The organism is Pseudonocardia sp. DSM 110487, assembly GCF_019468565.1.
Classification (GTDB): Bacteria; Actinomycetota; Actinomycetes; order Mycobacteriales; family Pseudonocardiaceae; genus Pseudonocardia.
The window spans coordinates 7118882-7144808 of record NZ_CP080521.1 but is presented as its reverse complement, the minus strand read 5'-3'; the positions used below and the strand labels follow the sequence as shown (position 1 = coordinate 7144808).

Annotated in this window: 27 protein-coding genes; 10 read left to right on the top strand and 17 right to left on the bottom strand. The window is 72.3% G+C overall.

What is annotated here, in order from left to right; all coding sequences use genetic code 11:
* Window positions 1–43: 43 nt before the first annotated feature.
* The 3 genes from K1T35_RS33440 to K1T35_RS33430 form a co-directional block, all read right to left on the bottom strand.
* Window positions 44–1273, bottom strand: coding sequence for an HRDC domain-containing protein (locus tag K1T35_RS33440; protein WP_220263017.1), 1230 nt, complete (start codon window positions 1271–1273; stop codon window positions 44–46).
* Window positions 1270–2001, bottom strand: a complete 732-nt coding sequence (locus K1T35_RS33435) for a LuxR C-terminal-related transcriptional regulator (protein ID WP_370645182.1) — start codon at window positions 1999–2001, stop codon at window positions 1270–1272. Before K1T35_RS33435 ends, K1T35_RS33440 begins: the two co-directional genes overlap by 4 nt.
* Window positions 2002–2271: 270 nt before the next feature.
* Window positions 2272–2856, bottom strand: coding sequence for a DUF3000 domain-containing protein (locus tag K1T35_RS33430; protein WP_255621022.1), 585 nt, complete (start codon window positions 2854–2856; stop codon window positions 2272–2274).
* A 136-nt stretch (window positions 2857–2992) separates the two neighbouring features.
* Here K1T35_RS33430 and hemE point away from each other — a divergent pair, with 136 nt between their 5' ends.
* Together hemE and hemG are read left to right on the top strand one after the other, a co-directional pair.
* Window positions 2993–4048 carry a uroporphyrinogen decarboxylase gene (hemE, locus tag K1T35_RS33425; RefSeq protein WP_370645181.1) on the top strand — a complete coding sequence of 352 codons (1056 nt, stop codon included), beginning with the start codon at window positions 2993–2995 and terminating at the stop codon, window positions 4046–4048.
* Window positions 4045–5574, top strand: coding sequence for a protoporphyrinogen oxidase (hemG, locus tag K1T35_RS33420; RefSeq protein ID WP_255621021.1), 1530 nt, complete (start codon window positions 4045–4047; stop codon window positions 5572–5574). The genes hemE and hemG overlap by 4 nt, the downstream gene beginning before the upstream one ends.
* Before the next feature lie 16 nt (window positions 5575–5590).
* Here hemG and K1T35_RS33415 read toward each other — a convergent pair whose 3' ends face one another.
* The 3 genes from K1T35_RS33415 to K1T35_RS33405 form a co-directional block, all read right to left on the bottom strand.
* The gene (locus K1T35_RS33415; RefSeq protein WP_220255751.1) at window positions 5591–5827 is read right to left on the bottom strand and encodes a hypothetical protein; all 237 of its coding nucleotides are present in this window, start codon (window positions 5825–5827) and stop codon (window positions 5591–5593) included.
* Window positions 5828–5839: 12 nt separating this feature from the next.
* The gene (locus K1T35_RS33410) at window positions 5840–7057 is read right to left on the bottom strand and encodes a S8 family serine peptidase (protein WP_255621020.1); all 1218 of its coding nucleotides are present in this window, start codon (window positions 7055–7057) and stop codon (window positions 5840–5842) included.
* Window positions 7058–7135: 78 nt separating this feature from the next.
* On the bottom strand, window positions 7136–7768 hold the full coding sequence (locus K1T35_RS33405; protein ID WP_220255749.1) for an NAD(P)-dependent oxidoreductase: 633 nt from the start codon (window positions 7766–7768) through the stop codon (window positions 7136–7138).
* Between the two features lie 94 nt (window positions 7769–7862).
* On the opposite strand from K1T35_RS33405, the gene K1T35_RS33400 reads away from it, so the two are divergent.
* Together K1T35_RS33400 and hemQ are read left to right on the top strand one after the other, a co-directional pair.
* Window positions 7863–8465, top strand: coding sequence for a TetR/AcrR family transcriptional regulator (locus tag K1T35_RS33400; RefSeq protein WP_220255748.1), 603 nt, complete (start codon window positions 7863–7865; stop codon window positions 8463–8465).
* 24 nt (window positions 8466–8489) lie between these two features.
* Window positions 8490–9185, top strand: coding sequence for a hydrogen peroxide-dependent heme synthase (gene hemQ, locus K1T35_RS33395; protein ID WP_220255747.1), 696 nt, complete (start codon window positions 8490–8492; stop codon window positions 9183–9185).
* Here the strand turns inward: hemQ and msrB are convergent, their stop codons facing one another.
* Together msrB and K1T35_RS33385 are read right to left on the bottom strand one after the other, a co-directional pair.
* On the bottom strand, window positions 9186–9611 hold the full coding sequence (msrB, locus tag K1T35_RS33390) for a peptide-methionine (R)-S-oxide reductase MsrB (protein WP_220255746.1): 426 nt from the start codon (window positions 9609–9611) through the stop codon (window positions 9186–9188).
* 101 nt (window positions 9612–9712) lie between these two features.
* Window positions 9713–10018, bottom strand: coding sequence for a hypothetical protein (locus tag K1T35_RS33385; protein WP_220255745.1), 306 nt, complete (start codon window positions 10016–10018; stop codon window positions 9713–9715).
* Window positions 10019–10050: 32 nt separating this feature from the next.
* On the opposite strand from K1T35_RS33385, the gene ligD reads away from it, so the two are divergent.
* Window positions 10051–11085 carry a non-homologous end-joining DNA ligase gene (ligD, locus tag K1T35_RS33380; RefSeq protein WP_220255744.1) on the top strand — a complete coding sequence of 345 codons (1035 nt, stop codon included), beginning with the start codon at window positions 10051–10053 and terminating at the stop codon, window positions 11083–11085.
* 37 nt (window positions 11086–11122) lie between these two features.
* On the opposite strand, the gene K1T35_RS33375 is transcribed toward ligD, so the two are convergent.
* The 3 genes from K1T35_RS33375 to K1T35_RS33365 all read right to left on the bottom strand — a co-directional run bounded on the left by K1T35_RS33375 (window position 11123) and on the right by K1T35_RS33365 (window position 13033).
* Window positions 11123–11569: a DUF4383 domain-containing protein gene (locus K1T35_RS33375; RefSeq protein ID WP_220255743.1), complete on the bottom strand. Its 447-nt coding sequence runs from the start codon at window positions 11567–11569 to the stop codon at window positions 11123–11125.
* Window positions 11570–11739: 170 nt separating this feature from the next.
* Window positions 11740–12222, bottom strand: coding sequence for a GNAT family N-acetyltransferase (locus tag K1T35_RS33370; protein WP_255621019.1), 483 nt, complete (start codon window positions 12220–12222; stop codon window positions 11740–11742).
* Window positions 12223–12232: 10 nt separating this feature from the next.
* On the bottom strand, window positions 12233–13033 hold the full coding sequence (locus tag K1T35_RS33365; RefSeq protein ID WP_220255741.1) for an SDR family oxidoreductase: 801 nt from the start codon (window positions 13031–13033) through the stop codon (window positions 12233–12235).
* 88 nt (window positions 13034–13121) lie between these two features.
* Between K1T35_RS33365 and K1T35_RS33360 the strand changes: the two genes are divergently transcribed.
* The gene (locus K1T35_RS33360; protein ID WP_220255740.1) at window positions 13122–14312 is read left to right on the top strand and encodes an alcohol dehydrogenase catalytic domain-containing protein; all 1191 of its coding nucleotides are present in this window, start codon (window positions 13122–13124) and stop codon (window positions 14310–14312) included.
* Here K1T35_RS33360 and K1T35_RS33355 read toward each other — a convergent pair whose 3' ends face one another.
* Both K1T35_RS33355 and K1T35_RS33350 read right to left on the bottom strand, forming a co-directional pair.
* Entirely contained in the window at window positions 14313–14936 is a 624-nt protein-coding gene (locus K1T35_RS33355) for a maleylpyruvate isomerase family mycothiol-dependent enzyme (RefSeq protein ID WP_220255739.1), read from the bottom strand.
* A gap of 12 nt (window positions 14937–14948) precedes the next feature.
* Window positions 14949–15878 (bottom strand): LysR family transcriptional regulator, encoded by a 930-nt coding sequence (locus tag K1T35_RS33350; RefSeq protein WP_220255738.1) that lies wholly within the window; start codon window positions 15876–15878, stop codon window positions 14949–14951.
* A gap of 142 nt (window positions 15879–16020) precedes the next feature.
* Here K1T35_RS33350 and K1T35_RS33345 point away from each other — a divergent pair, with 142 nt between their 5' ends.
* The 4 genes from K1T35_RS33345 to K1T35_RS33330 are packed head-to-tail and all read left to right on the top strand — an operon-like array spanning window position 16021 to window position 20462.
* A complete protein-coding gene (locus K1T35_RS33345; protein WP_220255737.1) occupies window positions 16021–17412 on the top strand; it encodes a M20 family metallopeptidase in 1392 nt (463 codons plus the stop codon).
* The gene (locus K1T35_RS33340) at window positions 17409–18686 is read left to right on the top strand and encodes an MFS transporter (protein ID WP_220255736.1); all 1278 of its coding nucleotides are present in this window, start codon (window positions 17409–17411) and stop codon (window positions 18684–18686) included. Before K1T35_RS33345 ends, K1T35_RS33340 begins: the two co-directional genes overlap by 4 nt.
* Before the next feature lie 11 nt (window positions 18687–18697).
* A complete protein-coding gene (locus tag K1T35_RS33335; protein WP_220255735.1) occupies window positions 18698–19708 on the top strand; it encodes a 1-aminocyclopropane-1-carboxylate deaminase in 1011 nt (336 codons plus the stop codon).
* Between the two features lie 34 nt (window positions 19709–19742).
* A complete protein-coding gene (locus K1T35_RS33330) occupies window positions 19743–20462 on the top strand; it encodes an SDR family NAD(P)-dependent oxidoreductase (protein ID WP_220255734.1) in 720 nt (239 codons plus the stop codon).
* 655 nt (window positions 20463–21117) lie between these two features.
* Here K1T35_RS33330 and K1T35_RS33325 read toward each other — a convergent pair.
* Genes K1T35_RS33325 through K1T35_RS33310 form a run of 4 tightly spaced genes read right to left on the bottom strand, consistent with a single transcriptional unit; the run spans window position 21118 to window position 25761 of the window.
* Window positions 21118–22821, bottom strand: coding sequence for a glycerol-3-phosphate dehydrogenase/oxidase (locus K1T35_RS33325; protein ID WP_220255733.1), 1704 nt, complete (start codon window positions 22819–22821; stop codon window positions 21118–21120).
* Window positions 22818–24287: an FGGY-family carbohydrate kinase gene (locus K1T35_RS33320; RefSeq protein WP_220255732.1), complete on the bottom strand. Its 1470-nt coding sequence runs from the start codon at window positions 24285–24287 to the stop codon at window positions 22818–22820. Before K1T35_RS33320 ends, K1T35_RS33325 begins: the two co-directional genes overlap by 4 nt.
* The gene (locus K1T35_RS33315; protein WP_220255731.1) at window positions 24284–24931 is read right to left on the bottom strand and encodes a class II aldolase/adducin family protein; all 648 of its coding nucleotides are present in this window, start codon (window positions 24929–24931) and stop codon (window positions 24284–24286) included. Before K1T35_RS33315 ends, K1T35_RS33320 begins: the two co-directional genes overlap by 4 nt.
* Window positions 24932–24942: 11 nt before the next feature.
* Window positions 24943–25761 (bottom strand): DeoR/GlpR family DNA-binding transcription regulator, encoded by an 819-nt coding sequence (locus K1T35_RS33310; RefSeq protein WP_255621018.1) that lies wholly within the window; start codon window positions 25759–25761, stop codon window positions 24943–24945.
* Window positions 25762–25927: the final 166 nt, after the last annotated feature.

The following is a 25927-nucleotide window of genomic DNA, read 5'->3' as shown; positions in this document are numbered from 1 at the left end:
CTGCAGTTGGTGTACGAGGGCAGAAGTTGGTGTGCGAGCGGGCTCAGCGCGCCGCCATGGCCTTCTCCAGCTCACCCGCGAGGAGGTCGATCTGCCACTCCCGCGCGCCCCCCGCGCGCAGGGTGGCGCGGACGTCGCCGTCGGCGGGCGGGCTCCAGCACAGGCGCCGCAGCAGATCGGGTTGCAGCAGGTTCTCCACCGGGACGTTCCACTGCTCGCTCACCTCGGCCACGGCGGCGCGGGCGGCCGTCAGGCGGGTGGCGGCGTCCGGGTCGCGGTCGGCCCACCGGGAGACCGGCGGCGGCCCGTCAGGGAGCGGGGCGGAGCGGGGGTACTCGGCGGGGTCGAGCGCGTACGCCTTTTCCAGGGCCCCGAACCAGTACGACGTGAGACGGCGCTGTGCGCGGCCGCGGAACGTCGGCATGCCGGCGAGCGCCTGCGCGGAGGCGGGCTCGGCGGCCGCCGCCGCGACGATCGCGCTGTCGGGCAGCACCCGTCCCGGTGCGATGTCACGATCGGCGGCGAGCCGGTCGCGGGCCTCCCACAGCGCGCGGGCGGCGGCGAGCAGCCGCGGCTTGCGCAGCTTGTGGACCCCGGACAGGCGCCGCCACGGCTCGGCGCGTGGTGTGGGCGGCGGGGCGGTGCGGACGGCCTCGAACTCCTGGGCCGCCCACTCGAGCTTGCCCTGCTCGGCCAGCTCCCTCGCCAGTACGTTGCGCAACTCGACGAGCACCTCGACGTCGAGCGCGGCGTAGACGAGCCAGTCCTCCGGGAGCGGGCGACGGGACCAGTCGGCCGCGCCGTGCCCCTTCTCCAGCGAGAGCCCCAGCAGCTGCTCCACGAGCGGGCCGAGCCCGACGCGGGGGAGCCCCGCGAGCCGACCGGCCAGCTCGGTGTCGAACAGCCGGGACGGGGCGAGCCCCACCTCGGCCAGGCAGGAGAGATCCTGGCTGGCGGCGTGCAGCACCCACTCGGGCCCTGTGATGGCGGGCGCGAGCGGCGACAGGTCACCGCCGAGCGGGATCGGGTCGATCAGCGCCGTGCCCGCGCCCTCGCGCCGCAACTGGACGAGGTACGCGCGCTGCGAGTACCGGAACCCTGACGCCCGTTCGGCGTCGACGGCGATGGGCCCGCTGCCGCCCGCGAAGGCGGCAGCGGTGTGGTCGAGCGCAGTGCGATCGGAGATGACCGGAGGCAGCCCATCGACCGGCCGCAGCAGCGGGACCGGCGCGGATGCGTCCGGGTCATCACCCGAGAGTGCTTCTCCTGTCAGCGGATGACCCCGGCACGCATCGCAAGCGCGACCATCTGGGCGCGGTCACCGGTGCCGAGCTTGCGCCCGATGCGCGACAGATGGCTCTTCACCGTGAGCGCCGACAGGCTCAACGCCTCGCCGATCTCCTTGTTGGACTGCCCGTCCGCCACGAGCTGCAGCACCTCCACCTCGCGCGCCGAGAGCTCGCGCGGGGTGTTGTCGGTGCCCGGTACCCGGGTGCCGGTGGCGAGCAGCGGTGCCACGGTCGGGTCGGCGTACACGCCGCCGTCCAGCACCCGCTTGACGCCGTCGGTGACGATCGCCGCCGACGCCGACTTGAGCAGGTACGCCTGCGCGCCCGCCTGGAACGCCGAACGCACCGCGTACGGGTCGTCCGACGAGGCGAGCACGACGAGACGGTTCCAGCCCAGCGACCGCAGCTCGGTGACCAGGTCCAGCCCACTGCCGTCGGGCAGGCCCAGATCGAGGATCGCGAGGTCGCACGGCCCGTTGGCGTGCGCCCGAGCGCGCGCCTCCGCTACCGAGGCGGCCTCGTACACCGTGCCGGCGCCCATCGAGCGCAAGCGTGCGGCGATCGCCTCGCGCAGCAGCGGGTGGTCGTCGACCACCAGCACCGAGAACAGCTCTTCCCGCGGATGCGGGACCATCGCGGGCGACAGCACAGCATGGGCGGGTGGATGCCCCGCAGCGCCGCGCATCGGCGCGCCTTGGCCCACAACGGCCACGTCACTACCTCCCTGGAGTCGGTCGTTGCCCCCCGACCGGCACCAGACCCCCGGTCGGATGGAACGACTCGCCCGACCGCCCGAGGAGGTGTCGTGGAGGAAGCCTAGCCCCCCAAGCGGTCTAACGTCGTGTATCGGATCGAACTTCTCCGGGTGAAAGTTACAGCGTTGTCGATGCCGATCCACTCGTCCGGGTGACAATATTGATCACTGGGAGCATCGAACGTGCTGGTAAGCCCCAGGATCACCCGATCGTGGGAGCATCCATCTTCACATTCGACGAGTTGCCAGCGGGAGCACGCCGACGGGTGGCAGACCGGCCGCGGACGCCACCAGCGAGCAGAACGCCTCGGCGTGTCGCGACAGGTCGTTGCCCACAGGGGTCCACGAGGCGCGCAGCTCCACGTCGTCGTCGCGGCGCGGGCCCGCGATGTCGCCGAAGCGCACCGAGGACGTCTGCGTGACGGTGCCGCCGAGCGCGACGTGCTCGGCTTCGGCGAGCTCGAGCGCCTCGGTCAGCCACGACCAGCCGACCACCGGCAGCATCTCGTCGCCGAGCTGCTCGGGCTCCAGGCGGGCCTGCACGAAGCAGACGAGCCGGAACGTGCCCTCCCATGCGTCCTGTCCGGCCGGGTCGTGCAGCAGGATGAGGCGGCCGCTGGTATCCGGCTCCGATATGTCCCCGTCCGGCATGTCGGGGTCGGTCACGGCCTCCACGCTGAACGCCCATGTGAACGGGGCGAGCCGGGGTGGCGCGTCCAGCGGGGCGAGCAGGAGCTCTGGTCGCGGCCGCACGGCGCGCAGCGAGGCGACGGCCTGCTGGAACACCTGCGGTGGGGCGGGCGCGTCGGACACGAGCGAGGACTTTAGGTCGCTCTCGGTGATCCGCAGCCGCGACGCGCCGCACGTGGGACAACCCGGACGTGGGACGTCGGGCGCCCGACGGTGACGCGGTGGTGGGGCGTGGGAGGATGGCGCCACCATGACCGTCATGACCGCCTCCGACGTCCATCCGCGGCGGCAGCTGCCCGCGGCGCCGTTCCTCGCCGCGGCGCGCGGGGACCGGCCGTCCCGCCTGCCGGTGTGGTTCATGCGTCAGGCCGGGCGCTCGCTGCCGGAGTACCGGGCCCTCCGCGCCGGTTCCGGCATTCTCCAGGCCTGCCTCACCCCTGACCTCACCTGCGAGATCACGCTCCAGCCCGTGCGCAGGCACGGCGTCGACGCCGCGATCCTGTTCAGCGACATCGTGGTGCCGCTGTACATGGCAGGGGTCGGTGTGGACATCGTCGCTGGCACCGGGCCGGTTGTCGCCCACCCGGTCCGCACGATGGCCGACGTCGAGCGGATCCCGCCGCTGCTCCCCGAGCAGATCGTTCCCGTCACCGATGCCATCGGGCTGCTGATCCCCGAGCTGGGTGACACCCCGTTGATCGGCTTCGCGGGCGCCCCCTTCACCCTCGCCTCCTACCTCGTCGAGGGCGGCCCCAGCCGCAACCACGAGCGCACGAAGGCCCTGATGCGGTCGGCGCCGGACGTGTGGCACGCGCTCATGGACCGGCTCACCGAGATCACCGGAACCTTCCTGCGCGCGCAGGTCGCGTCGGGCGTCGACGCGGTGCAGCTCTTCGACTCGTGGGCGGGGGCGCTGTCCGAGCGCGACTACCGCGAGTACGTCCTGCCGCACTCCGTACGGGTGCTGGAGGGTGTCGCGGACGCCGGCGTGCCGCGCATCCACTTCGGGGTGGGCACCGGCGAGCTGCTGGGCGCGATGGCCGAGGCGGGCGCCGACGTCGTCGGCGTCGACTGGCGGGTGCCCCTCGACGAGGCGTCGCGGCGAACCGGTGGTCGCGTGGCCGTTCAGGGCAACCTCGACCCGGCTGTACTGTTCGCCGACCGGGCGTCCATCGAAGCGGAGGCCCGCCGGATCGTCGCGGAGGGCCGGCGCACGCCGGGGCACGTGTTCAACCTCGGCCACGGCGTGCTCCCGGACACCGATCCGGACGTCCTCACCCGGCTCGTCGAGCTGGTGCACACGCTGGAGCCGTGATCGCCCGCATAGCGGTTGTCGGCGGCGGTATCTCGGGACTCGCCGCCGCCCACCGGCTGCGCACGCTCCTCGGGCCGGACGCCCGCATCGAGGTGCTGGAGCAGCGCGACCGCATCGGCGGCGTACTGCACACCGTCGACTTCGCAGGCGTCGCGTTCGACGTCGGGGCCGAGGCGTTCCTCGCCCGCAGGCCCGAGGTGCCCGCGCTGCTCGCGGAGCTCGGGCTGACCGACGGGGTGGTGCACCCGACGGGGGCCGCCGCGTCCGTCCGCGCCGCGGGCCGCACCGGGCCGCTGCCGCCCGGCACCCTCCTGGGCGTCCCGACGAGCGCCGCACGGCTCGACGGGCTGCTGTCCGCCACCGGGCTCGCCGCGGTGACCGTAGAGCCGGAGCTGCCGCTCTACTGGGAGGAAGGCGGCGACGTGGCGCTCGGTGGGCTGCTGCGGGCCCGCTTCGGCGCCGAGATCGTCGATCGCCTGGCCGACCCGCTGCTCGGTGGCGTTTACGCAGGCCGCGTCGACACGCTCGGCCTGCGGGCCACCGTGCCCGCCTTGGCCGCGGCGCTCGACGCGGGGGCTCCTTCCCTCACCGCGGCCGCCGACACCGCGACTCAGGTACACCCAGACCGCGACTCGCGTGCACTCACACCACGACTCGCGGGCGGGCAGGGCTCCGCCGCCCGCGAGTCGCGCTCTCGGAGTGCGCGAGTCGCGGTCTCCGTGCGGGCGAGTCGCGATGTGAGTGGCGAGTCGCGGCCCGGTGGGCCCGTGTTCGGTGCGGTGCGTGGCGGCTACCGGGTGCTGCTGGACACGCTCGTCGCCGCGTCCTCGGCCGAGGTTCGGCTGTGCACCACCGTGCGGGAGCTGCGGCGCCGGGAGGGCGGCTGGCGGCTCGTCATCGGGCCCACCACCGCGCCCGAGGTCCTCGACGTGGACGCCGTCGTGCTCGCCGTCCCCGCCCCGGCGGCGGCCCGCCTGCTCGCCGGTGCGGCTCCGGAAGCCGCCAAGGCGGCGGGGGAGATCGAGCTCGCGTCCTCGGTGGTGGTCGCGCTGGCTTTCCGCGCCGAGGACGCCACCGCGCTCCCACCCACGTCCGGCGTGCTCGTCGCCGCGGACGAGCCACTCGCCGTCAAGGCGTTCACCCACTCGTCGAACAAGTGGGCGCACCTCGCGGAGGGCGGGCTCGTGCGGCTGCGGGCGTCGCTGGGGCGGTTCGGGGAGGCCGCCACGCTGCAGGTCGACGACGCCGAGCTCGTCGCCCGCGCCCGAGCCGACCTCGGCGCGCTCACCGGCATCACCGCCGCCCCGGTTGCCACCCACGTCCAGCGGTGGGGCGGGGGACTGCCGCAGTACGGCGTCGGCCACCTGGACCGGGTGCGGGCGATCGAGGAGGGTCTGCCTGCGGGCGTGGCCGTGGCCGGGGCCGCGCTGCACGGCGTGGGCGTGCCGGCCTGCATCGCCACGGGCAGGGCGGCGGCCGAGCGCGTGGTCGCCGAGCTGGCTGCCGCCCTCGCGGACGGATCCTGACGCACCCGGGTCCGGCCTACTGCACGTCCGAGTCCGGTGGCGGTAGCCGCACCGTCCGCTGCGGCTCCACGGCGGCGACACCGGCCACGCTGCCGAGGGCACGCACGCGCTGCGTGTCGACGGAGCCGGTGATCACCCCGATCGGGCGCAGCACCTGGTCGATGTGCATCCCGCCGTTCTCCAGTTCGGTGACGACCTCGTCGATCCGGCCGATCGCGTCGTCCGCGACGGAGACGGTGATCTGCTCGGGCATACCGCCAGCCTCTCAGGCGCCGGGCGCCCTGACCAACCCGGACCCGACGTCAGTCGCCGGCAGCGGGAGCCGCTGGGCGGCCTGCACGAGCTGCGTCCACAGCTGCTGCCCCGTGGCCCCCGTGCGCTGGGACCACAGCGCCGCGACGCCTGCGACGTGCGGCGTCGCCATGCTGGTGCCGGAGATCGTGTTCGTGCCCCGCGGCTCCGGCCACGACGAATAGACGTCGACGCCCGGTCCCGCGATGTCGACCTGCCCGCCCTCGACCGTCGAGCTCGCGGCCGAGAAGTCGGCGATCGCCAGCGCGCTGTCCACCGCGCCGACGGCCATGATCGACGGGCTGTTGGCCGGCACGCCCACGAAGCCGGGATCGCCGGCGCCGCGGCTGGCGTTGTTGCCGGCGGCGGCCACGACCAGTGCGCCGGCCGCGAGGGCGCGGCGGCCGACGGTCTCGTAGGCCGTGGACACCTCCCGGACATCGGCCCCGAGCGACATCGAGATCACCCGGGCACCCGAGGCGATCGCCCAGCTGATGCCGGCGAGGATGTCGGCGTCGGTGCCGGACCCGTCGTCCCCGAGGACCTTGCCGACGAGGATGCGCGCCTCGTGCGCGATCCCGTAGCGCGGTCCGGTGCCGGGGGAGAGGGCGCCGCACGCCGTGCCGGTGACGTGCGTGCCGTGGCCCTGCACGTCCTGCGCGCTCTGGCCCTCGACGAACGACCTGGCCTCGATGTCACGCCCGGCGAAGTCGGGGTGGTCGAGGTCGAGCCCGGTGTCCAGAATCGCGACGGTGATCCCGGCGCCGGTCTCGGGGGAGTCGGCCACTCCGGTGGCCTGCAGGCCCCACGTGAGCTTGTCGGTGTCGCCGAACTGCGCGGTGGCCACCGTGCCCGAGACCTGGGAGTGCAGGAACTGCGCCGCGTCGCGGAAGCCGCGCAGGTACTCCTCGGACAGCCCGATCGCGCGCTGCACCCGCTCCGGCTCCACGCCCAGCAGCCGCTGGTCGGCGCGCGCGGCCGCCAGCTGCTCGGCCGAGAGATCCGCGACGGCGACCCCCAGCTCGGAGAAGAGCGTCGGATGGACAGCGGTCGTGACGTCATGGGTGCTCACGACCCGCTCCGTGCCACTGAGCTCCTCCACCACCGCGCGGGCGGCGTCGTCGTCGCCGAGCAGGTCCTCGTTCAACACCAGCAGGTAGCGGCCCGTCAGCCCCGCCCCGACGTTCTCCACCACTCGGCCCCTTCCGATCATCGTCACCCGTCGGGGTCACATCGTGCCGGTGGGTGGCGGGCGCGGCGAACCGGGGGATCAGCCCGCCACCGAGAGCGCGGCGCCGCGTACCTCCACGTCGGTGATGGCCTGCAGCACGGCGGTGGCGAGGTCCTCGCGGGTCATCGTGTAGGAGCCGCGGACGTTGCCCCCGACACGGCGGCGGATCCGCCCGGTGGCCGGCCGGTCGGTGAGCTGAGGGGGTAGCACGATCGTCCAGTCGAGGCCGCTCGCGCGCACGACCTCCTCCATGGCCAGCATGTCGGCGAACTGGTGCCGGAGGAACTGCCCCAGTACCGGCTTCACCAGCAGCCGGATCGGGAGGCTGTCACCCGTCGTGTGCGCGCCGCTCGCGCTCACCGCCACGAGCCTGCGCACGCCCGCGTCGCGCATCGCCGCCGTGACGACGCGTGCGGTGTCGGCGCGGAAGGTGGTCGGGCCCGTCACGCGCACCCCGAGCGCATCGACGACGGCGTCGGCCTCCGTGACGGCCTGCAGCACGGCCGCGCGGTCGTCGAGCGGGGCGGTGAAGACGGTCAGGCCCGGCCGCGCCGGCACGGTGAGCCGGGCGGCGTCCCGGACGACGGCGGTGACCTGGTGCCCGGCGTCGAGCGCCTGTGCGACGACGTGCCGCCCGGTTCCGCCGGTGGCCCCGAACACGGTGATGTTCATGCGTCCTCCTTGGGGGAGTGAACACTCACCGCTAGGGTGAGTGAGTACTCACTCACCCGTCAAGTGGCGGCTGAGGACCTGCTGAGGAGGCTGCGTGGGGACACGGGAGGAAATCCTGGGCGCGGCGGCCCGGATCATGCGCGAGCAGGGCTACGCGTGGGCGACCACCAAGGAGATCGCGCGTGCCGCCGGCTACTCGGAGGCCACGCTCTACAAGCACTTCCAGGACAAGACGGAGATCTTCCTGCGCGTCCTCGAGGAGGAGACGCCCGGACTCGCCGCGCTGCTCGGCCAGCTCGACCGGCGGGCAGGCGCGGGTGACCTGCGGGAGAACCTGGAGGAGCTGGTCGCCACGGCCGTCCGGTTCTACGTCGACTCCTTCCCGATCGCGGTCTCGCTGTACTCCTCACGGGCGCTGCTGGCTGCCCACCGGGACCGGGTCCGCGAGCTGGGCGGCGGGCCACACGCGCCCGAGGAACGGCTGACGCGCTACCTCGCGGCCGAGCAGCGCCTGGGCAGGCTCGTCCCATCCGCCGACCCGCGGGCGGTGGCTCAGCTGCTGCTCGGGGCCTGTTTCCAGCAGGCGTTCCTCGCCGACTTCGCGGGGGAGGCGCCAGCCGAGGATCGGCTGGCGGACCTCGCGCGCCGCCTCGTCGCCACCGTGCTGCTCGCCACTGCCGGCACCGGCGGTGGCTGAGGGCGTGAGTGGCAGGATGGACGCGTGGCACGCCTCGACTACGCAGAGCTGAACAGCGCTATTCGTTACGCCATGTGGTCGGTGTTCCGGGTGGAGCCCGGGCGCCTCGGCGACGACCGCGGAGCCGCGGCGAGCCAGCTCGGCGAGTTCCTCGACGCGCTCGCCGGCAAGGGCGTCACGGTGCGCGGCGTGTACGACCTGGCAGGCCTGCGGGCCGACGCCGACTACATGGTCTGGTGGCACGCCGACAACGTCGAGGCCCTCCAGGGCGCCTACGCCGACCTGCGCCGCACCACCGCCCTCGGCCGGGCGAGCACGCCGGTGTGGAGCCAGGTCGCACTGCACCGGCCCGCCGAGTTCAACAAGAGCCACCTCCCTGCTTTCGTCGCGGGCGAGGAGCCGAGGCGCTACATCTGCGTCTACCCGTTCGTCCGCTCCTACGAGTGGTACCTGCTGCCCGACGACGAGCGCCGCAAGATGCTCGCCGAGCACGGCATGGAGGCCCGCGACTACCCGGACGTCCGCGCCAACACGGTGTCGTCGTTCGCGCTCGGCGACTACGAGTGGATCCTCGCGTTCGAGGCCGACCAGCTCGACCGGATCGTCGACCTGATGCGCCATCTCCGCGGCACCGACGCCCGCCGGCACGTCCGTGAGGAGACGCCGTTCTTCACCGGGCCGCGGGTGCAGCCCGGTGAACTGGTCGCGACGCTCCCCTGATCAGTCGCTGTCGGGCTCCAACCGGAGCGACACCGAGTTGATGCAGTACCGCAGGTCGGTGGGCGTGGGGTAGCCCTCGCCCTCGAACACGTGGCCCAGGTGGCTGTGGCATGTGGCGCACACCACCTCGACCCTGCGCATGCCGAGGCTGGTGTCGACGCGCTCGATCACGGCGTCGCCCGCCAGCGGGGTGAAGAACGACGGCCAGCCGCAGTGCGACTCGAACTTCGAGTCGGAGCGGAACAGCTCGGCGCCGCAGGCACGGCAGGAGTAGACGCCCCTCGTCTTGGCGTCGGTGTACTCGCCGGTGAACGGCCGTTCGGTGCCGGCCTGGCGCAGGACCTGGTACTCGGCGGGCGTGAGCTGGGCGCGCCACTCGGCATCGGACTTGACGACCTTCGGGGCGGGTTCGGTGGCGGGATCCATGCTTCCCAGACTATGTCCGCGATTCGGCCGGTGCACCGACCCGGCCGCGGCCGGCAGTTCGCGTACGAACGTGCCCTCGTGGCACCCCGCGCCGGCGCCCGCTAGAGGAACGTGACCAGCATGAACACCAGCGCCTCCCACACGACCCATGCCACGCCCAGAAGCAGCAGCGCGACCACCGCGACGGCCGCCCACCGGCGCCCGCCCTTGGCCCGGTTGGCCGACTCGGCGAAGTCGCGGACACCCTCGAGGTAGCCCTCCACCGTGAAGGCGGGGCGCTGGTGCTGCATGCGGTCGAGGTGCTCGGCGAAGGCCTGCGCATCCGGGTCGTCCGGGTCCAGCCCGAGCAGCTCGTCGTCGAACTGCCGGGATCGACCCGGGTGGTCCGGTTCGTGGAGATCGGGCATCCCGGCCAGCGTAGCGGGTAGCGTCCGCGGTCGTGGCGAGCAAGAGCGCGGCGGTGCTGCTGTCGGTTCCGGGCCCGGACGGCGATCGCGAAGTGCGGCTGACCAGCCCGGACAAGGTGTACTTCCCGGAGCGGGGGATCACCAAGGGCGAGGTCGTCGAGTACTACCGGGCGGTCGCGGCGCCGCTCCTCACCGCGCTGCGCGAGCGGCCCACCAACCTCAAGCGCTACCCGGACGGCCTGGACGGCGAGCCGTTCTTCGCCAAGCGGCTGCCGAAGGGCGCCCCTCCGTACGTCGAGACCGCCCGGGTGACCTTCCCCAGCGGACGCACCGCCGACTCGCTCTGCCCCACCGAGCAGGCCGTGCTGCTGTGGGCGGCGAACATGGGCACCTTCGACTTCCACCCGTGGCCCGTCCGGCGCGCCGACACCGATCGCCCCGACGAGCTGCGCATCGACCTCGACCCGCAGCCGGGCACCGACTTCGCCGACGCCGTCGCGGTCGCGGCGGTGCTGCGCGAGGTGCTCGACGAGGCCGGGCTCGTCGGGTGGCCGAAGACGTCCGGTGGGCGCGGTGTCCACGTGTTCTGCCGGATCCGCCCCGAGTGGGACTTCGTGGCCGTGCGGCACGCCGTGATCGCGATCGCCCGGCGGGTCGCCGAACGGTCGCCGGACAAGGCGACCGTCGCGTGGTGGAAGGAGGAGCGCGGCGAGCGCGTGTTCCTCGACTACAACCAGGCCGCGCGCGACCGCACGGTCGCGTCCGCGTGGTCGGTGCGCGGGCGGCCACGGGCCACGGTCTCGATGCCGCTGACGTGGGAGACGCTGCCCGACGTCGAGCCCGAGGACTTCGACGTGCGCACCGTCCCCGGGCTCTACGCCGAGCACGGCGACCCGCACGCCGCGATGGACGAGTCGGCTGGCGGGCTGGAGCGGGTGCTCGAGTGGTACGCCGCCGACGAGCGCGACCGAGGGCTCGGCGACATGCCGTACCCGCCGGAGTACCCGAAGATGCCGGGCGAGCCGATGCGGGTGCAGCCCAGCCGCGCGCGCAACCCGGAGGGCTGACCAGGCGGGTCAGCCCTCCGGGTTGTGTGTCCGGCGGTCAGACGGTGCGGCGATCCCGCCCGACCAGGAAGCCGAGCGCGATCATGCCGACGGCCAGCACCAGGTGCAGCCAGTTGTCGGCCGTGTTGACCGGCACGAAGTTCGCCGCGCTGTCGTGGCCGATCACCAGCCCGTATACCCACAGCACGGCGTAGATCACGCCGCCGTAGATCAGGAAGTCGCGGGCAGCGGTCGCGGTACGGGCCATCGCCAGCCCTGCGACGCCGAACAGCAGGTGCACGATGTTGTGCAGCACCGAAACCTGGAACACGCCGAGCAGCATCGCATCGGACTGGTGGCCCGCGAACGCCATCTCACCGAAGTTCGACGTGACGCCGGGGATGAAGCCGAGAACACCCACCAGGAGGAACACCACACCTACGACGAGTGCGGCGAGCTGAATGGGTCGGCGGACATCGACGGCACCGCTGGGACTTGTTGTCATGGCCATCCTCCTCGGACTCGTTGTTCCGATGACGAGGTAGGTTCGGGCTGCCCGGACGAACGGTTCGCCTGAAACCGCAATACCCCCCGATCGGGGGTCCTAACAGGCCATTCCTGGGCGGACGTCGCCTCCGGTAGTGCCGCCCCTTGGCCACAGCAGGCGCCGCTACTTCACGGCTTCGCCGCGACCCGCTTCACGTAGCGGTGCGCGGGGACCCGGATGAGGCCGTCCGGTCCTTCCGCCATGTGGTCGAACAGGCCTTCGTCGGTCCATCCGCTCCGCTCGTAGAACCGGCGGGCCCGGCTGTTGCCGGCCACCACGGCGAGCCATGCGTGCCCGTGCCCGCGCGCGCCGACGAGGCGCTCGGCCTCCGCGAGGAGGGTGGCCGCCACCGCGGTGCCCCGGTGCGCCGCTGCGACGTAGACCTGCTCGACCTCGTCGCCGACCACCATCACGAACCCCGCGACGGCGCCGTCGACGACCGCGACCACCGTGTCGCCGGCCCGCTCGACGGCGCGCACGTCGAACGAGTCGTCCGTCCGCGCCGCGACCAGCTCGTCGGGGACGTGGCCGAGGTGGCCGTCGCGCCAGCCGCTGCGCCAGATCTCGGCGACCGCGGGGGCGTCCTCGCGTCGGGCGGGCCGGAGCGTCACCTGCTGGACACTACTGGCGGGCCGATCCCGGCTCCGCCATCCGCCGATGCATCTTCGCCTTGACCGCATCGGGCACGGCCTTGCCAACGGCCTCCTGCGCCCTCGTGCCCAGCGAGCCTGCGACGACCCGCCGCTCGCCCTTCATGAGCGCCTCGAAGCCGTGCCGGGCCACCTGAGCGGCGTCGTCCTTGGCCGACGCGCCGACCTTCGTGTCCTCCATGTCGGCGCGGCGGAAGAAGTCGGTCTCGGTCGGGCCCGGCATGAGCGACGTGACCGTGACCGCGCTGTCGCGCAGCTCCTCCTGCAGCGCTTCGGCGAACGACTGCAGGAAGGACTTGGACGCGTTGTAGACGGCCTGGAAGCTGCCGGGCATCGTCGAGGCGATCGAGGACGTGATCAGCACGCGCCCTTCGTCGCGGGCGATCATGTCGCGCAGGACGTGCTTGGCCAGCCGCACCGTCGAGGTGACGTTCAGGTCGATGATCGCGAGATCGTCGGGCGGATCGGTGTCGACGAACGCGCCGCCCTTCCCGACGCCCGCGTTCAGTGCCGCGGCGACGAGCGGGCGCCCGGTGGCGATGACGGCCGACCAGAGCCGCTCGACGCCGTCGGCCGTGCGCAGGTCCGCGCGCACGGCGCGGACATCGGCGCCTGCGGTGTGCAAGTCGGCGGCCGCCGCGTCGAGCCGGTCGTCCTCGGCGTTGACGACGAGGTCGAACCCGTGCTCGGCGAACTGGCGCGCGAGCTCCCGCCCGATCCCGCTCGACGCGCCGGTGACCATGGCGAGTGGCCTGGTGGTGGACGAGGTCATGCCCGACGGCCTACCCCCGTTTCCGGCAACCCATCCGGGGAATCGCATGGGTTCGACCTCCGGTTCGACTTCCCTGGGAGGAGTCCTCATGCGAGCGGTCACCTGGCACGGCAAGCGCGACGTGCGCGTGGACACCGTGCCCGACCCGACGATCCAGGCACCGACCGATGTGGTCGTGCGCATCACCTCGTCCGGCATCTGCGGCTCCGACCTGCACCTCTACGAGGTCCTCGGCCCCTTCCTCGACGAGGGCGACGTCCTCGGGCATGAGCCGATGGGCGTCGTCGAGGAGGTGGGGGCCGAGGTCACCGCCATCCGGCCTGGCGATCGCGTGGTGGTGCCGTTCAACGTCTCCTGCGGCACGTGCTGGATGTGCGAACAGGGCCTGCACTCGCAGTGCGAGACCACCCAGGTGCACGAGCACGGCAAGGGCGCATCGCTGTTCGGCTACACGAAGCTCTACGGCCACGTGCCCGGCGGGCAGGCGGAGTACCTGCGGGTCCCGTTCGGCAACACGTTGCCGATCAAGGTGCCGGACGGTCCGCCGGACGACCGCTTCGTGTACCTCTCCGACGTGCTGCCCACGGCCTGGCAGGCGGTGGAGTACGCGGCCGTGCCGCCGGGCGGGTCGCTCCTCGTGCTCGGCCTCGGGCCGATCGGCGACATGTGTACGCGCATCGCGCGCTACCGGGGGATCGAGAACGTGATCGGGGTCGACCTGGTTCCGGAGCGGCTGGACCGGGTGCGCGCGCACGGCGTCATGGTGGTCGACCTGACCGGGCACAGACGGGACCTGGCCGAGCACATCCGCGGCCGCACCGGCGGGCGCGGACCGGACGCCGTCATCGACGCCGTGGGGATGGAGGCGCACGGCTCGCCCGTCGGCAAGCTCGCGCACACGATCGCGGGCCTCCTCCCGGACCCGGTGGCGGCCAAGCTCATGGAGACCGCGGGCACCGACCGGCTGAACGCGCTCTACGCGGCCGTCGAACTCGTCCGCCGAGGCGGCACGATCTCGATCAGCGGTGTGTACGGCGGTATGGCCGACCCACTCCCGATGCTGACCCTGTTCGACAAGCAGGTGCAGCTGCGCATGGGGCAGGCCAACGTCCACCGCTGGGTGCCCGAGATCCTCCCGCTGCTCGTCGAAGGCGATCCGCTCGGCGTGGACGGCTTCGCCACCCATCGCCTCCCGCTCGACGCCGCCCCGGAGGCCTACGCCACCTTCCAGGCGAAGAAGGACGGGATGGTGAAGACGCTGCTGCAGCCCGCTGCTTGATCACTTCCCGATGCGGGCGGCGAGCGTGGCCTGGCCGGGACCGGTGAGCTCCTCGACGACGCCGCGGCGGCCGGCGATCGCCATCAGCAGGGACTCGCCGGGCCCGTGCACCTCGGGTCCGCGCCCGTCCGACCAATCGAGGTCGGTCGCGACCAGCCGGAGCCCGCGAGCGCGCCAGAACGCCCCGATCGGTGGCGCGAAGCGGGCGAACGAGAGGGCGGGGACGAGCCGCTCACCCGGGATCGTGCGCGGGACACCGAGGGGCCTGCGGATGTCCTGTTGGTGGATCATCGCGTCCAACAGGGCGACCCGACCACCGAAGCCGGTGGTGAGGCCGCTCGGTTCCAGCCGCTGTTCCAGCAGGGAGAGCAGCTCGTCCGGGCCGGAGTCGCGCATCTCGGCCACGCCGACGGCATTGGTCCCCGCCAGCCGGAATCCACCCCGGGCGAGCCGGCGGCAGAGCTCCCGCCCGCGGAGGCCCTCGTAGCTGATCATGTGGGCGACCACGTCGCGGACCCGCCAGCCCGCGCACAACGTGGGTGTGTCCCACTGCTGCGGGCTCAGGCCGGCGAGGAACGCTAGGAGATCCGCCCGCTCGGCACGGGCGAGGTGTGTACAGATCATCGGCGGCGCACCCTACTCGCCTGCGACCCGACCGACTCTCGGGTCCGTTTCATCGACCTGCTCGGTCAGGTGGTGGAGAAAGGCGCGCACCGCGGCCGGCAGGGTGCGTTGCGCCATCGACTGGATCTGCATACTGCGCTTGCTCAGCTCCGGGTTGCGGATCGGGACGATCACCAGTCGATCGGGCCCGAGCTGCCGCATGACGGTCATCGGGCCGACCAAGGTGATGCCGCCGCGCAGCTGCGCGAAGGTCTGGAGCGCACCGGAGTAGTTGCTCTCGAACACGGGCTCGAAGCTCAGTCCGTCGAGCGCGACGCAGACGTCGAAGAGCTGCCGGATCGTCGTCGACTCGTCCATCAGTGCGAGGGGATACTCGAGCAGCTCCGCGAGTTCGACGTCCCGGCGCAGTGCCAGTGGGTGGTCGTACGACATCAACGCATAGATCCGCTGCTGCATGGAGTATTCGACCTTGATCCCCTTTTCCGGGGCGAGGCTGTACGTGACGGCGAGATCCACCGTGCCGTCCCGTACCTGTTGGGTCGCTGCCGCCGGGCCGCTGACGTCCAGGCGGAACCGCACACCCGGATATTTCTCGCGGAATGTCGCGATCGCCGCCGGAAGGAATTCGCGGGCAAAACCCTCGGAACTCGCGAGCTTGACCGTACTGCGCTGCAGGGCCGGCACCCCGTGCACATCGGCGAGCACCTGTTCGGCATCGAGGGAGCTCCGCCGGGCGTAGGCGACGAGGATCTCCCCGGCCTCCGACAGCGCCATGCCGCGCGGCCTACGCTCGAACAGCGGCGCCCCGACGTCGTGTTCCAGCTTCGAGATCTGGCGACTGATCGCGGACGTCGCCACGTGTAGCCGCTCGGAGGCCTCGCTGATCGAGCCGGTGCGCGCGACCTCGAGGAAGTAGCGCAGCGGCGTCGGCAGCAGGTTCATGCACGGATCCTGGCCGATCATTGCCGCCCCGGCAACCCAGCCTTCGAAAACGCGCAATTGACCTGCCTATCGGGTCTTCTTACCCTCGACGCATCACGCCGAGCCCATTGTTAATCGAATGTTACGGATCCCGAGGGGGACGATGACCCGCGCCGCCGTCACCGAACTCGCCGCGGAATACTTCGATTCCGGGGAGTTCCTGGCCGACCTCGGTCGCCGGATCGCCTTTCCCACGGAGAGTCAGGATCGGGGCCGGGCGTCGGTGCTTCGTGCGTACCTGTCCGACGAGATGATCCCGGCGCTCACGGGGCGGCTCGGCTGCTCGGCGCGCGTCGTCGACAACCCGGCGGGCGATTTCCCGTTGCTCGTGGCCACTCGGCACGAGGACGACGCGTTGCCCACCGTGCTCGTCTACGGCCACGGCGATGTCGTCCTCGGCCAGCCGGAGCGGTGGCGGCCCGGGCTGGACCCCTGGCGGGTCGTGATCGAAGGCGACCGCTGGTACGGCCGGGGCACGGCCGACAACAAGGGCCAGCACACGATCAACTTCGCGGCGCTGGAGCAGGTGCTCCGCCTGCGTGGCCACCTCGGGTTCAACCTCAAGATCCTGCTGGAGACCGGCGAGGAGTCGGGATCGCCCGGCCTGCGCGCGGTGTGCGCGCGGCTGCGGGACGAGCTCGCCGCCGATGTGCTCATCGCCTCCGACGGCCCGCGGGTCACAGCCGGCCGGGCGACGCTGTTCCTCGGTTCCCGCGGCTCCACGCCGTTCACCCTGCGGGCCGACCTGCGCGACGGCGCCCATCACTCCGGCAACTGGGGCGGGCTGCTGCGCAATCCGGCGACGGTCCTCGCGAGCGCGCTCGCGTCCATCGTCGACGCGCGCGGTCGTATCCTCGTGCCCGGCCTTCGCCCGCCGGAGATCCCCGCCAACGTCCGGCAGGCCCTGAGCGACATCACCCTCGGCGGCGGCCCGGACGACCCGGCGATCGACGAGGACTGGGGCGAGCCCGGCCTCACCCCGGCCGAGCGGCTCGTCGGCTGGAACAGCCTCGAGGTGCTCTCGCTGGCCGCGGGTAACGCGGACACCCCGGTGAACGCCATCCCCGGCACCGCCCACGCGCACTGCCAGCTCCGCTCCGTCGTCGGAACCGACGTCGACGAGCTCGCCGTCATCCTCCGGCAGCACCTGGACGACCACGGGTTCCCGATGGTCGAGGTCCAGGTCGGCCGCACCATGCCGCCGACCCGCACCGACCCCGACGACGCGTGGGTGCGCTGGGCGCTCGCCTCGATCGGCCACACCACGGGCGCGAAGCCCGCGCTCCTGCCCAACCTCGGCGGCAGCATCCCGAACGACGCCTTCGCCGACGAGCTCGGGTTGTGCACCCTCTGGATCCCGCACTCCTACCCGGCGTGCTCCCAGCACGCCCCCGACGAGCACCTGCTCGCGCCGGTGGCCCGCGAAGGGCTGCAGATCATGGCCGGTCTGTTCTGGGACCTGGGCGAGACCCCACCGTCAAGGAGCCGCATATGACGTCCACTGCCGCCCACACGTCCGCGGCGACCACGAATCCGCGCCGCGTCATCGTCGCCGCGTCCATCGGCAACGCGCTGGAGTGGTACGACGTCATCGTCTACGGGTTCTTCGCCGCGACGATCTCCAAGCTGTTCTTCCCGTCGGCGGACGAGACCGTGTCGTTGCTGTTCGCGCTCGGCACGTTCGCGGTGGCCTACGTGGTGCGCCCGCTCGGCGCGCTCGTGCTGGGCGCCTACGCCGACCGCGTCGGCCGCAAGGCGGCGCTGATGCTGTCGATCCGGCTCATGATGCTCGGCACGCTGCTCATCGCGATCATGCCGCCCTTCGCGCAGATCGGCGTGATCGCGCCGATCCTGATCCTGGTCGCCCGGCTCATCCAGGGATTCTCGGCCGGAGGGGAGTTCGGCAGCGCCACCGCGTTCCTCGTCGAGCACGCGCCCGAGAGACGGGGCTTCATGGCCAGCTGGCAGTTCGCGAGCCAGGGCTTCTCGACGCTGCTCGCGTCGGCGTTCGGCACCGTGCTCACCGCGACGTTGACCGACGCGCAGCTGGAGTCGTGGGGCTGGCGCATCCCCTTTCTCTTCGGCCTCCTGATCGGACCCGTCGGCTACTACATCCGCCGCTACGTGGACGAGGCAGGCGAGTTCGTCGCGGCCGCCGGCACCGAACGGGCGCCGGTGCAGGACACGTTCCGCACTCAGAAGGGCCGCATGCTCGTCGCGATCGGTGCGCTCGCGGTGTCCACGGCGATCAGCTACCTGATCACCTACATGCCCACCTTCGCCATGAAGGAACTCGGCCTGCCCGCGTCGACGGGGTTCGCGGCGACGCTGGTCAGCGGGATCGTGCTGACCGTCATGACGCCCGTCGTGGGACACCTGTCCGACCGGTTCGGTCGCGTCCGGATCATGCTGCTCTTCGCGGCGCTGATCCTCGCACTGGTGTACCCGAGCTTCGCGTTCCTCGTCGCGTACCCGGGCTTCGCGGTGATCCTGGTCGTGATGTTCGTGGTCGGCGCGCTCAAGGCCGGGTACTTCGCGCCGTTGCCCGCCATGATGGCCGATCTGTTCCCGGTGACGAACCGCGCCACCGGCATGTCGGTGAGCTACAACATCGGAGTCATGACCTTCGGGGGCACCACCCCGCTCGTCATCGTCTGGCTTGTCGACGCGACGGGCGACAAGCTTGCGGTGACCTACTACCTGATGGCGCTGGCCGTGGTGAGCCTCGCCTGCGTGGTGATCGCACGGCGCCGCATGGGAATTCATTGACGGAGGAAACCTTGTCACTCGACGATTTCGACCGCTACCCGCTGCTGTTCGGCCCGTCCCCCGTGCACCGGCTCGACCGGCTCACCGCGCACCTCGGCGGGGCCGAGATCTGGGCGAAGCGGGAGGACTGCAACTCCGGCATCGCCTACGGCGGCAACAAGACCCGCAAGCTGGAGTACCTCGTCGCGGATGCGCTCGCCAAGGGCTGCGACACGCTCGTGTCGATCGGCGGCGTGCAGTCCAACCACACCCGTCAGGTCGCCGCCGTGGCGGCCCGCGTCGGGATGAAGTGCGTGCTCGTCCAGGAGAGCTGGGTGGACTGGCCCGACGCGGTGTACGACAAGGTCGGCAACATCCTGCTGTCCCGCCTTGCAGGCGCGGATGTCCGGCTGGTGAAGGCCGGGTTCGGCATCGGCTTCAAGGAGAGCTGGCAGCAGGCCCTCACCGAGATCGAGGAACGCGGGGGCAAGCCGTACCCGATCCCCGCAGGCGCCTCCGACCACCGCCTCGGCGGGCTCGGCTTCGCGAACTGGGCGTTCGAGGTCGCCGAGCAGGAGCGTCAGCTCGGGGTCTTCTTCGACACCATCATCGTGTGCTCGGTGACCGGGAGCACGCAGGCCGGCATGATTGCCGGCTTCGCCGCGCTCGGTGGCAGGCCGAGGCGAGTGCTCGGCATCGACGGTTCGGCCAAGCCGAAGGAGACCTGGGACCAGATCGCGCGGATCGCCCGCAACACGGCGGCGCTCATCGGGGTCGAGCGCGAGCTCGGCGACGACGAGATCCTGCTCGACGAGCGCTACCACGCCGGCATCTACGGCATCCCCGACGACACGACGATCGATGCCATGAAGCTGGCCGCCCGCGCCGAGGGCATGATCACCGACCCGGTGTACGAGGGGAAGTCGATGGCCGGGCTCATCGACCTCGTGTCCCGTGGTGAGATCGCGGCGGACTCGACCGTGCTCTACGCCCACCTTGGCGGCCAACCCGCCTTGAACGGCTACAGCGCACTGGTGGACTGACAGAGGTGTCGGTGCCCGGGCTCAGCATGGGTGGATGGAGCTGACGGGGAAGGTCGCGGTTGTCACAGGAGCGGCGGTCGGGATCGGCCGTGCGCTCGCCAGACGGCTCGGCGCGGAGGGGTCCGCCGTCGTGGTCGCCGACATCGACGAGGCGAACGGCGCCCGCACCGCCGAGCTGATCGGCCCGGCCGCGGCGTTCGTGCCGGTCGACGTGCGCTGCGACGAGCACCTCTCGGCGATGATCGCGACGGCGGTCGACCGGTTCGGCGACCTCCACGTCCTGGTCAACAACGCCGGGGGCGGCGGGCACATCGGCCCACACTTCCCCGATGCGCCCGCCGCGACGTGGGCCGCGAAGCTCGAGCTCAACCTGACCAGCGCGATGCGCGCCACCCAGCTCGCGCTGGAGCCAATGCGCACCTCCGGCGGCGGCGTGGTCGTCAACATCGCTTCGAGCGCTGGCGTCGGCACCGGGTCGTACCAGTCGCCGGAGTACGCCGCGGCGAAGGCGGGACTGGTCCGGTTCACCACCGCGGCCAGCTCGCTGTCCGGGGTCCGGGTCAACTGCGTGGTCCCGGGCTGGATCGCGACGGAGCGCGCCGAGGCCGAGCTCGCCGCGATGACGCCGGCTGAGCTGGCCGCGGCGCCGATCCCGGTGCCGATGGACGAGGTCGCCGACGCCGTCGTGGACCTCGTGCGTGACAACTCGGCGGCGGGCCGGGTCGTGATGATCCCAGACAGAAGGCGAGGCTGACGCGGCCCGGTCTCACGTTGCTCCGCCGGATGTCCGCGCACCACTCCCGAACCGGTGCTCACGGCGCCCGCCGCCAGGCGGCCGGTGTCTCGGGCATGTGATGCCGTCGCGCACCCGGTGTCCGCTCACGCACCCCGTTTCGGGTCATGCGACCCGTCGACGGGTCGCGTGGGCCGAGAACGGGTGCGTGACCGGCGCTGATCATTCCGAGATGCGCACCATCGCCTCTGCGCGGGCCGTGAGGCACATCTCGGGCCGATCATGCCCGCGGTCGCCTGGGATGCCGCCCCTGCTGGGGCCGTCGTGGCCTCTTGATCGGTGTTTCGGCGCGTTCCCGGGTCATTTTCGCCCGAGAACGCGCCGAAGCCTCGATCATGTCCGTCAGAACCGCCTCCGGTGGCGCCGCGCGCCCATCTGGGCAGGCCCTTGGCCTGCCCGTGCTACTGCCCAGAGGGGTCGCAGAGGTTCGCAGGTCAGGGTCGCGCAGCGATCGCGAAGCGACGCGGAGCGCCCTTGACCTGGGAGGGGCGGCCCCGCACACTGCGCGGCGCCACCGGAGGCCCTGCAGCCTCGGCTTGAAGAGGGCGCGGCGCCACCGGAGGCCCCCACAACCACCCCGCCCGACCAGACCCGGGGAACGACCGTGGTCACCGCACTAGGTGCGAGCGATCGTGCCGCTCGCTCCACCGTCGACCGGCGCACGCGGCTGCTCCGCCGCGAGGCCCGCCCGGTCGCGTTCCACCTCCGCCCGGTACGCCGCCACCTCCAGCGCCTGCCGGTCCGCGTCCCAGCCCAGCAGCGGGGCGAGCAGGGCGGCGACGGCCGGGGCCGCGGGCAGCCCGGCGTCCGTGCGCTCGATCGCCAGGTGCGTGCGACGGTGCAGCACGTCGACGAGCGTGAGGGCGCCCTCGTGCGTGACGGCCCGCTGGAACTCCACCGGCAGGTAGCCATCGGCTCCGGGGAGCGGGCGGCCCAGCGCGGGCTCGGTGCGGATCGGGGCGAGGACGTCCGGGAGCTCGTCGCCGTAGCGGTGGAGCATCCGGCGCACGTGCTCCTCCGGGACGCCGTACTCCGCGGCGAGCCGAGGCACGCGGTTGGCCACCGCCTGCCAGCCCGCTGCCCCCACGAGCGGGAGGCCGGCGGTCGGGGACGGCGGAAGGGTGTGGCCGAGAGCCCTGCCGACCGCGTCGACGGCGTCGCGCGCCATCCGCCGGTACGTCGTGTACTTGCCGCCGACGACCGTGACCATCCCGGCGGGTTCCTCGATCACGGTGTGATCGCGTGAGAGCGCCGACGTCGTGGCGGCATCACGAGCGACCGGCGCGAGGAGCGGGCGCAGCCCGGCGAACGTGCCGAGCACGTCGTCGCGGGAGAGCGGGCGGGCGAGGTAGCGGTTGACGTTGCGCAGCAGGTAGTCGACGTCCTCCCGCGCCACGGTCGGCGCGCGTCGGTCCCCGTCGTACGCCGTGTCGGTGGTGCCGAGCAGCCAGTGCCCGAACCACTTCCGCAGGATGATCACGGAGTCCTCGGCGCGGGCGAGGATGCCCGTCCGCGAGTCGAACGCGCCCTGGTCCACCAGCAGGTGCACGCCCTTGGCCGGCTGCACCGCGAAGGTCGGCGGGCCGGCCATCGCCTGGACGTCGGCCGCCCACACCCCGGCCGCGTTGACCACCACCGACGCCGTGACGTCGAACCGACTGCCGGACGCCTCGACGGACACGCCGGTGACCCGTGGACCGTCCCGCAGCACGTCCACCACCGGCGCATGGCTGAGCACCACGGCCCCGTGCGCGGCGGCCGTCCTGGCGACGGCGAGCGTGTGCCGCGCGTCGTCCATGCGGCCGTCGTAGTACTGCAGCGCTCCGGTGACGACGCGCGGGTCGAGGCCGGGCGCCTCGCGCAGCGCGCCGCGCCGCGTCAGGTGGCGGTGGTGCGGCACGCCGCCGCGCCCACCGGTGCGCCCAGCGGCCGCCATCAGGTCGTAGAGCAGCACGCCCGCGCCGATGTAGGGCCGCTCCCAGCGCTTCGTCAGCGGGAACAGGAACGGCTCGGGCGTGACCAGGTGCGGGGCGAGCGTGCGCACCATCAGGTCGCGCTCGTGCAACGCTTCCGCGACGAGCGCGAAGTTGAGCTGCTCGAGGTAGCGCAGCCCGCCGTGCACGGTCTTGCCGGACCGGGACGACGTGCCCGACGCCAGGTCGCCTGCCTCGAGCAGCACGACCGACAGGCCGCGCGCCGCGGCGTCGAGCGCGACGCCGGCACCGGTGACGCCGCCGCCGACCACGGCGACGTCGAAGGTGCCGCCCTTCGCGGCCGCGAGCGCGGCCTCCCGGCCTGCGGGGGAGAGGTCGGCGGTCACGTCGCCACCGCCGCGGACGCCTGCCGCGTGGCCCAGAACGGCCGCGCGGCCTTCACATGGTCGAGGTAGCGGGCGTAGCCGTCTGCGTAGCGCGACTGGCGGGCGGGATCCGGTTCCACGACGTCCTCCGCGGCCGTCCAGGTCTCGACATCGAGGTCCTCGCCGCGGGCGGCGGCCGCGGCGAGCACGGCGCCACGAGCCCCGACCTCCGGGGTGCGGGCGAGTTCGAGGGGCACGCCGAGCACGTCGGCGAACACCTGCAGCCATGGCCGCGACCGCGTGCCACCCCCGCACGCGACGATCCGCGTGGCCCCACCGGCCGCGTCGAAGCAGTGCCGGGCCGCGTACGCGAGGCCCTCGCACATCGCCCGCAACAGGTCGTCCCGGGTGGTGGTCAGCCGCACACCCGTGACCTGCCCGGACGCGTGCGGGTCGACGAACGGGGCCCGCTCGCCCGACGTCGCGAAGTAGGGCAGCACCTCGACGCCGCCCGCGCCGGGCGGGCTGACCGCGAGAGCGGCGTCGATCGCGTCGACGCCGAGGCCGAGGGTCTGCAACATCCAGTCCATCGACGCCGTGCCGACCATCGCCGGCATCGCCCGCAGCCAGCGGCCCGGCTCGCCCGTGGCCACCGAGAACCCGGCGGGATCGCCGTCGGTGGCGAGGCGGTCGACATGGACCATGCAGCCGAGCGTGGTGCCGACGATCAGCAGCGCGTCGCCGATCGCGCGGACGCCACCGCCGCGCGCACACGCGGGGAAGTCGAACGGTCCCGAGCTGATCGGAGTCCCCGCGGGCAGGCCCAGGAGCTGGGCACCCGCGCTGGACAGCGGCGCCTGGGGGACCACGGCGATCGGCGCGAGCAGGTCGCGGCGGTGGGTCAGCCCCATCGCGTCGAGGGCGACGTCGCTGTAGCCGGTGCCGGTGCCGTCGCCGAAGGGCAGCGAGCTGTCGCTCGGGTCGGTGGCGCGCTCGCCGGTCAGTTGGGTGAACACGGCGTCCTTGCAGGCCCCCGCCGTGGTGGCCCGGTCCAGGACGTCGGGCTCGTGCGTGTCGAGCCATGCCAGCAGCGGGCCGGGCGCGCCGGGGAAGACCGTGGTTCCGTTGACGCGGAAGATGCGCTCGGTCACGCCGTCGGCGTTCCACCGGCCGAGGAGCTCACCCGCCCGGCCGTCCAGCCAGGAGAGCGCGGGCCGCACCGCTCGGCCGGACTCGTCGGTGACCCAGCAGCCGTCGCCCTGGCCGGTGATCGCGACGACGTGCGGGGTGCGCCCCGCCGAGACTTCGCGCGTGACGTCCGCGATCGCCGCCACGATCGCTTCGAGGTCCTGCTCCACCCCGTCGTCGGCGGCGTGGACGAGTTCGAGGGGTCGGCCCGCGATGGCGAGGGCCTCGCCCTCGTCGTCGAAGAGGGCGGCCTTCACCACCGACGTCCCGGCGTCGATGCCGAGCCAGGTGCGTGTCATGACGAGCTCGGTACCGTCTGCCCGTAGGTGGTCAGCTTCTCCGCGACGCGGGCGATCTCCTCATCGGGCAGGATGTTCGGCTGCCCGAGCAGCTTCGCCTGGTAGTACATCTGGCAGACCCACTCGAGGTAGACGCTGCGCGTGTAGGCCTTCGCGAGGCTGTCGCCGTAGGTGGTGGCGCCGTGGTTCTGCAGGATGGCGCCGAAGCGGCCTTCCATGGCCTTGATGCTGTTGTCGGCCAGCTCCGGGCTGCCGAACGTCGCGTACGGGGCGACGCGGACCGGGCCGCCGAGCAGCGCGACCATGTAGTGCACGGCTGGCAGCTCGTCGACCACCGCGGAGAGCGTGCTCGCGTAGAGCGGGTGGGTGTGCACCACGGCCTGCGCGTCGGTGGCCTTGTAGACCGACGTGTGCATCGGCACCTCCGAGGAGGGCTCCAATCCGTCCTCGACGCTGTTGCCGTCCAGGTCGATCACGCAGATCGACTCGGGGGTGAGGTCCTCGTAGGCCGCGCCGCTCGGGGTGATCGCGACGTGGTCCCCCGAGCGGACCGACAGGTTGCCCGATGTGCCGACCGTGAGGTCGTCGGCCTGCATCCGGCGGCAGTACTCCACCAGCTGGACGCGTTCGTCGTACAGGAGCATGGGCGATCCTCTCAATCGGCATTACTCGCAACGGCAGTGCTCGCGACCTCGACGAGCACGTCGTTCTCGCGCAGCGCGGCCAGGTCGCGGGGGGTGACGCCGGCGTCGACGACGACGGTCGTGAACCGGTGCAGGGGCAGCAGCCGGTGCAGGGCGCTGCGGGTGAGCTTCGTGTGGTCGATGAGCAGGTGACTGCGGGTGGCGACGTCCACCATCGCGCGCTTCACCGTGACGATCTTGTCCTCTTGGTGGAAGGCGTAGCCGCCGCTCACGGCGGACGTGCTGACGAACGCGGCGTCGAAGCGCATGGACTGCACCGCGTCGACGCAGGTGGACCCGAGGAACGAGTCGTGCTGCACGTCGTAGTGCCCGCCGAGGGCCACCGCCTGCACGTCGCGCACCTTGGCCAGCTCGACGAGTGCGGCGAGGTAGTTCGTCGCGACCGTGAGCGGCGCGAGCGCTGCAAGGTGGGGGAGCATCTGCAGCGCGGTCGTGGAGTCGTCGAGGAGCACCGACATCCCGGGCTCGACGTGGCGGCAGGCGTGCTGCGCGATGAGCCGCTTGGCCTCGATGTTGGCCTTCGCCCGGTACTCGACGTTGGACTCGAAGGTGCCGCTGGGCTGCGCCGTCGCGATGCCGCGGGCCTTGCGGAGCACGCCCTGGCGCTGCAGCTCGTCGAGGTCGCGGTGGATCGTCATCACCGAGACGCCGAAAGTCTCGGCGAGCTCCTGTGCCGACACCGAGCCGGTGCTGAGCACGAGATCGGTGATCCGGGCCTGGCGGCCCTCGGGTCCGAGCGTCCGGGGCGCGTCCACCTCCCGCTCTGTCACCGCTCGCCTCCTTCGCCGGTCTGCTGCGACTGGCATCACAGCGTGCCGAACGGGATCCGTCAAGCTTCGGTGTGAACAACGCTGCTTTCGGTGTGAAGTTCTGGATCTACTGCACCGAGGCGGCCAGGACTTCACGGATCGCAGTGTGACAACAACGTGTTGACGT

What these genes read in the sequence shown, in the direction of transcription:
- hemE (WP_370645181.1), top strand. Translation starts at nt 2,993, where the DNA reads ATGACCGCCTCCGACGTCCATCCGCGGCGGCAGCTGCCCGCGGCGCCG.
- K1T35_RS33415 (WP_220255751.1), bottom strand. Translation starts at nt 5,827, where the DNA reads ATGCCCGAGCAGATCACCGTCTCCGTCGCGGACGACGCGATCGGCCGG.
- K1T35_RS33405 (WP_220255749.1), bottom strand. Translation starts at nt 7,768, where the DNA reads ATGAACATCACCGTGTTCGGGGCCACCGGCGGAACCGGGCGGCACGTC.
- msrB (WP_220255746.1), bottom strand. Translation starts at nt 9,611, where the DNA reads ATGGATCCCGCCACCGAACCCGCCCCGAAGGTCGTCAAGTCCGATGCC.
- K1T35_RS33385 (WP_220255745.1), bottom strand. Translation starts at nt 10,018, where the DNA reads ATGCCCGATCTCCACGAACCGGACCACCCGGGTCGATCCCGGCAGTTC.
- K1T35_RS33375 (WP_220255743.1), bottom strand. Translation starts at nt 11,569, where the DNA reads ATGACAACAAGTCCCAGCGGTGCCGTCGATGTCCGCCGACCCATTCAG.
- K1T35_RS33365 (WP_220255741.1), bottom strand. Translation starts at nt 13,033, where the DNA reads ATGACCTCGTCCACCACCAGGCCACTCGCCATGGTCACCGGCGCGTCG.
- K1T35_RS33360 (WP_220255740.1), top strand. Translation starts at nt 13,122, where the DNA reads ATGCGAGCGGTCACCTGGCACGGCAAGCGCGACGTGCGCGTGGACACC.
- K1T35_RS33355 (WP_220255739.1), bottom strand. Translation starts at nt 14,936, where the DNA reads ATGATCTGTACACACCTCGCCCGTGCCGAGCGGGCGGATCTCCTAGCG.
- K1T35_RS33350 (WP_220255738.1), bottom strand. Translation starts at nt 15,878, where the DNA reads ATGAACCTGCTGCCGACGCCGCTGCGCTACTTCCTCGAGGTCGCGCGC.
- K1T35_RS33345 (WP_220255737.1), top strand. Translation starts at nt 16,021, where the DNA reads ATGACCCGCGCCGCCGTCACCGAACTCGCCGCGGAATACTTCGATTCC.
- K1T35_RS33340 (WP_220255736.1), top strand. Translation starts at nt 17,409, where the DNA reads ATGACGTCCACTGCCGCCCACACGTCCGCGGCGACCACGAATCCGCGC.
- K1T35_RS33330 (WP_220255734.1), top strand. Translation starts at nt 19,743, where the DNA reads ATGGAGCTGACGGGGAAGGTCGCGGTTGTCACAGGAGCGGCGGTCGGG.
- K1T35_RS33320 (WP_220255732.1), bottom strand. Translation starts at nt 24,287, where the DNA reads ATGACACGCACCTGGCTCGGCATCGACGCCGGGACGTCGGTGGTGAAG.
- K1T35_RS33315 (WP_220255731.1), bottom strand. Translation starts at nt 24,931, where the DNA reads ATGCTCCTGTACGACGAACGCGTCCAGCTGGTGGAGTACTGCCGCCGG.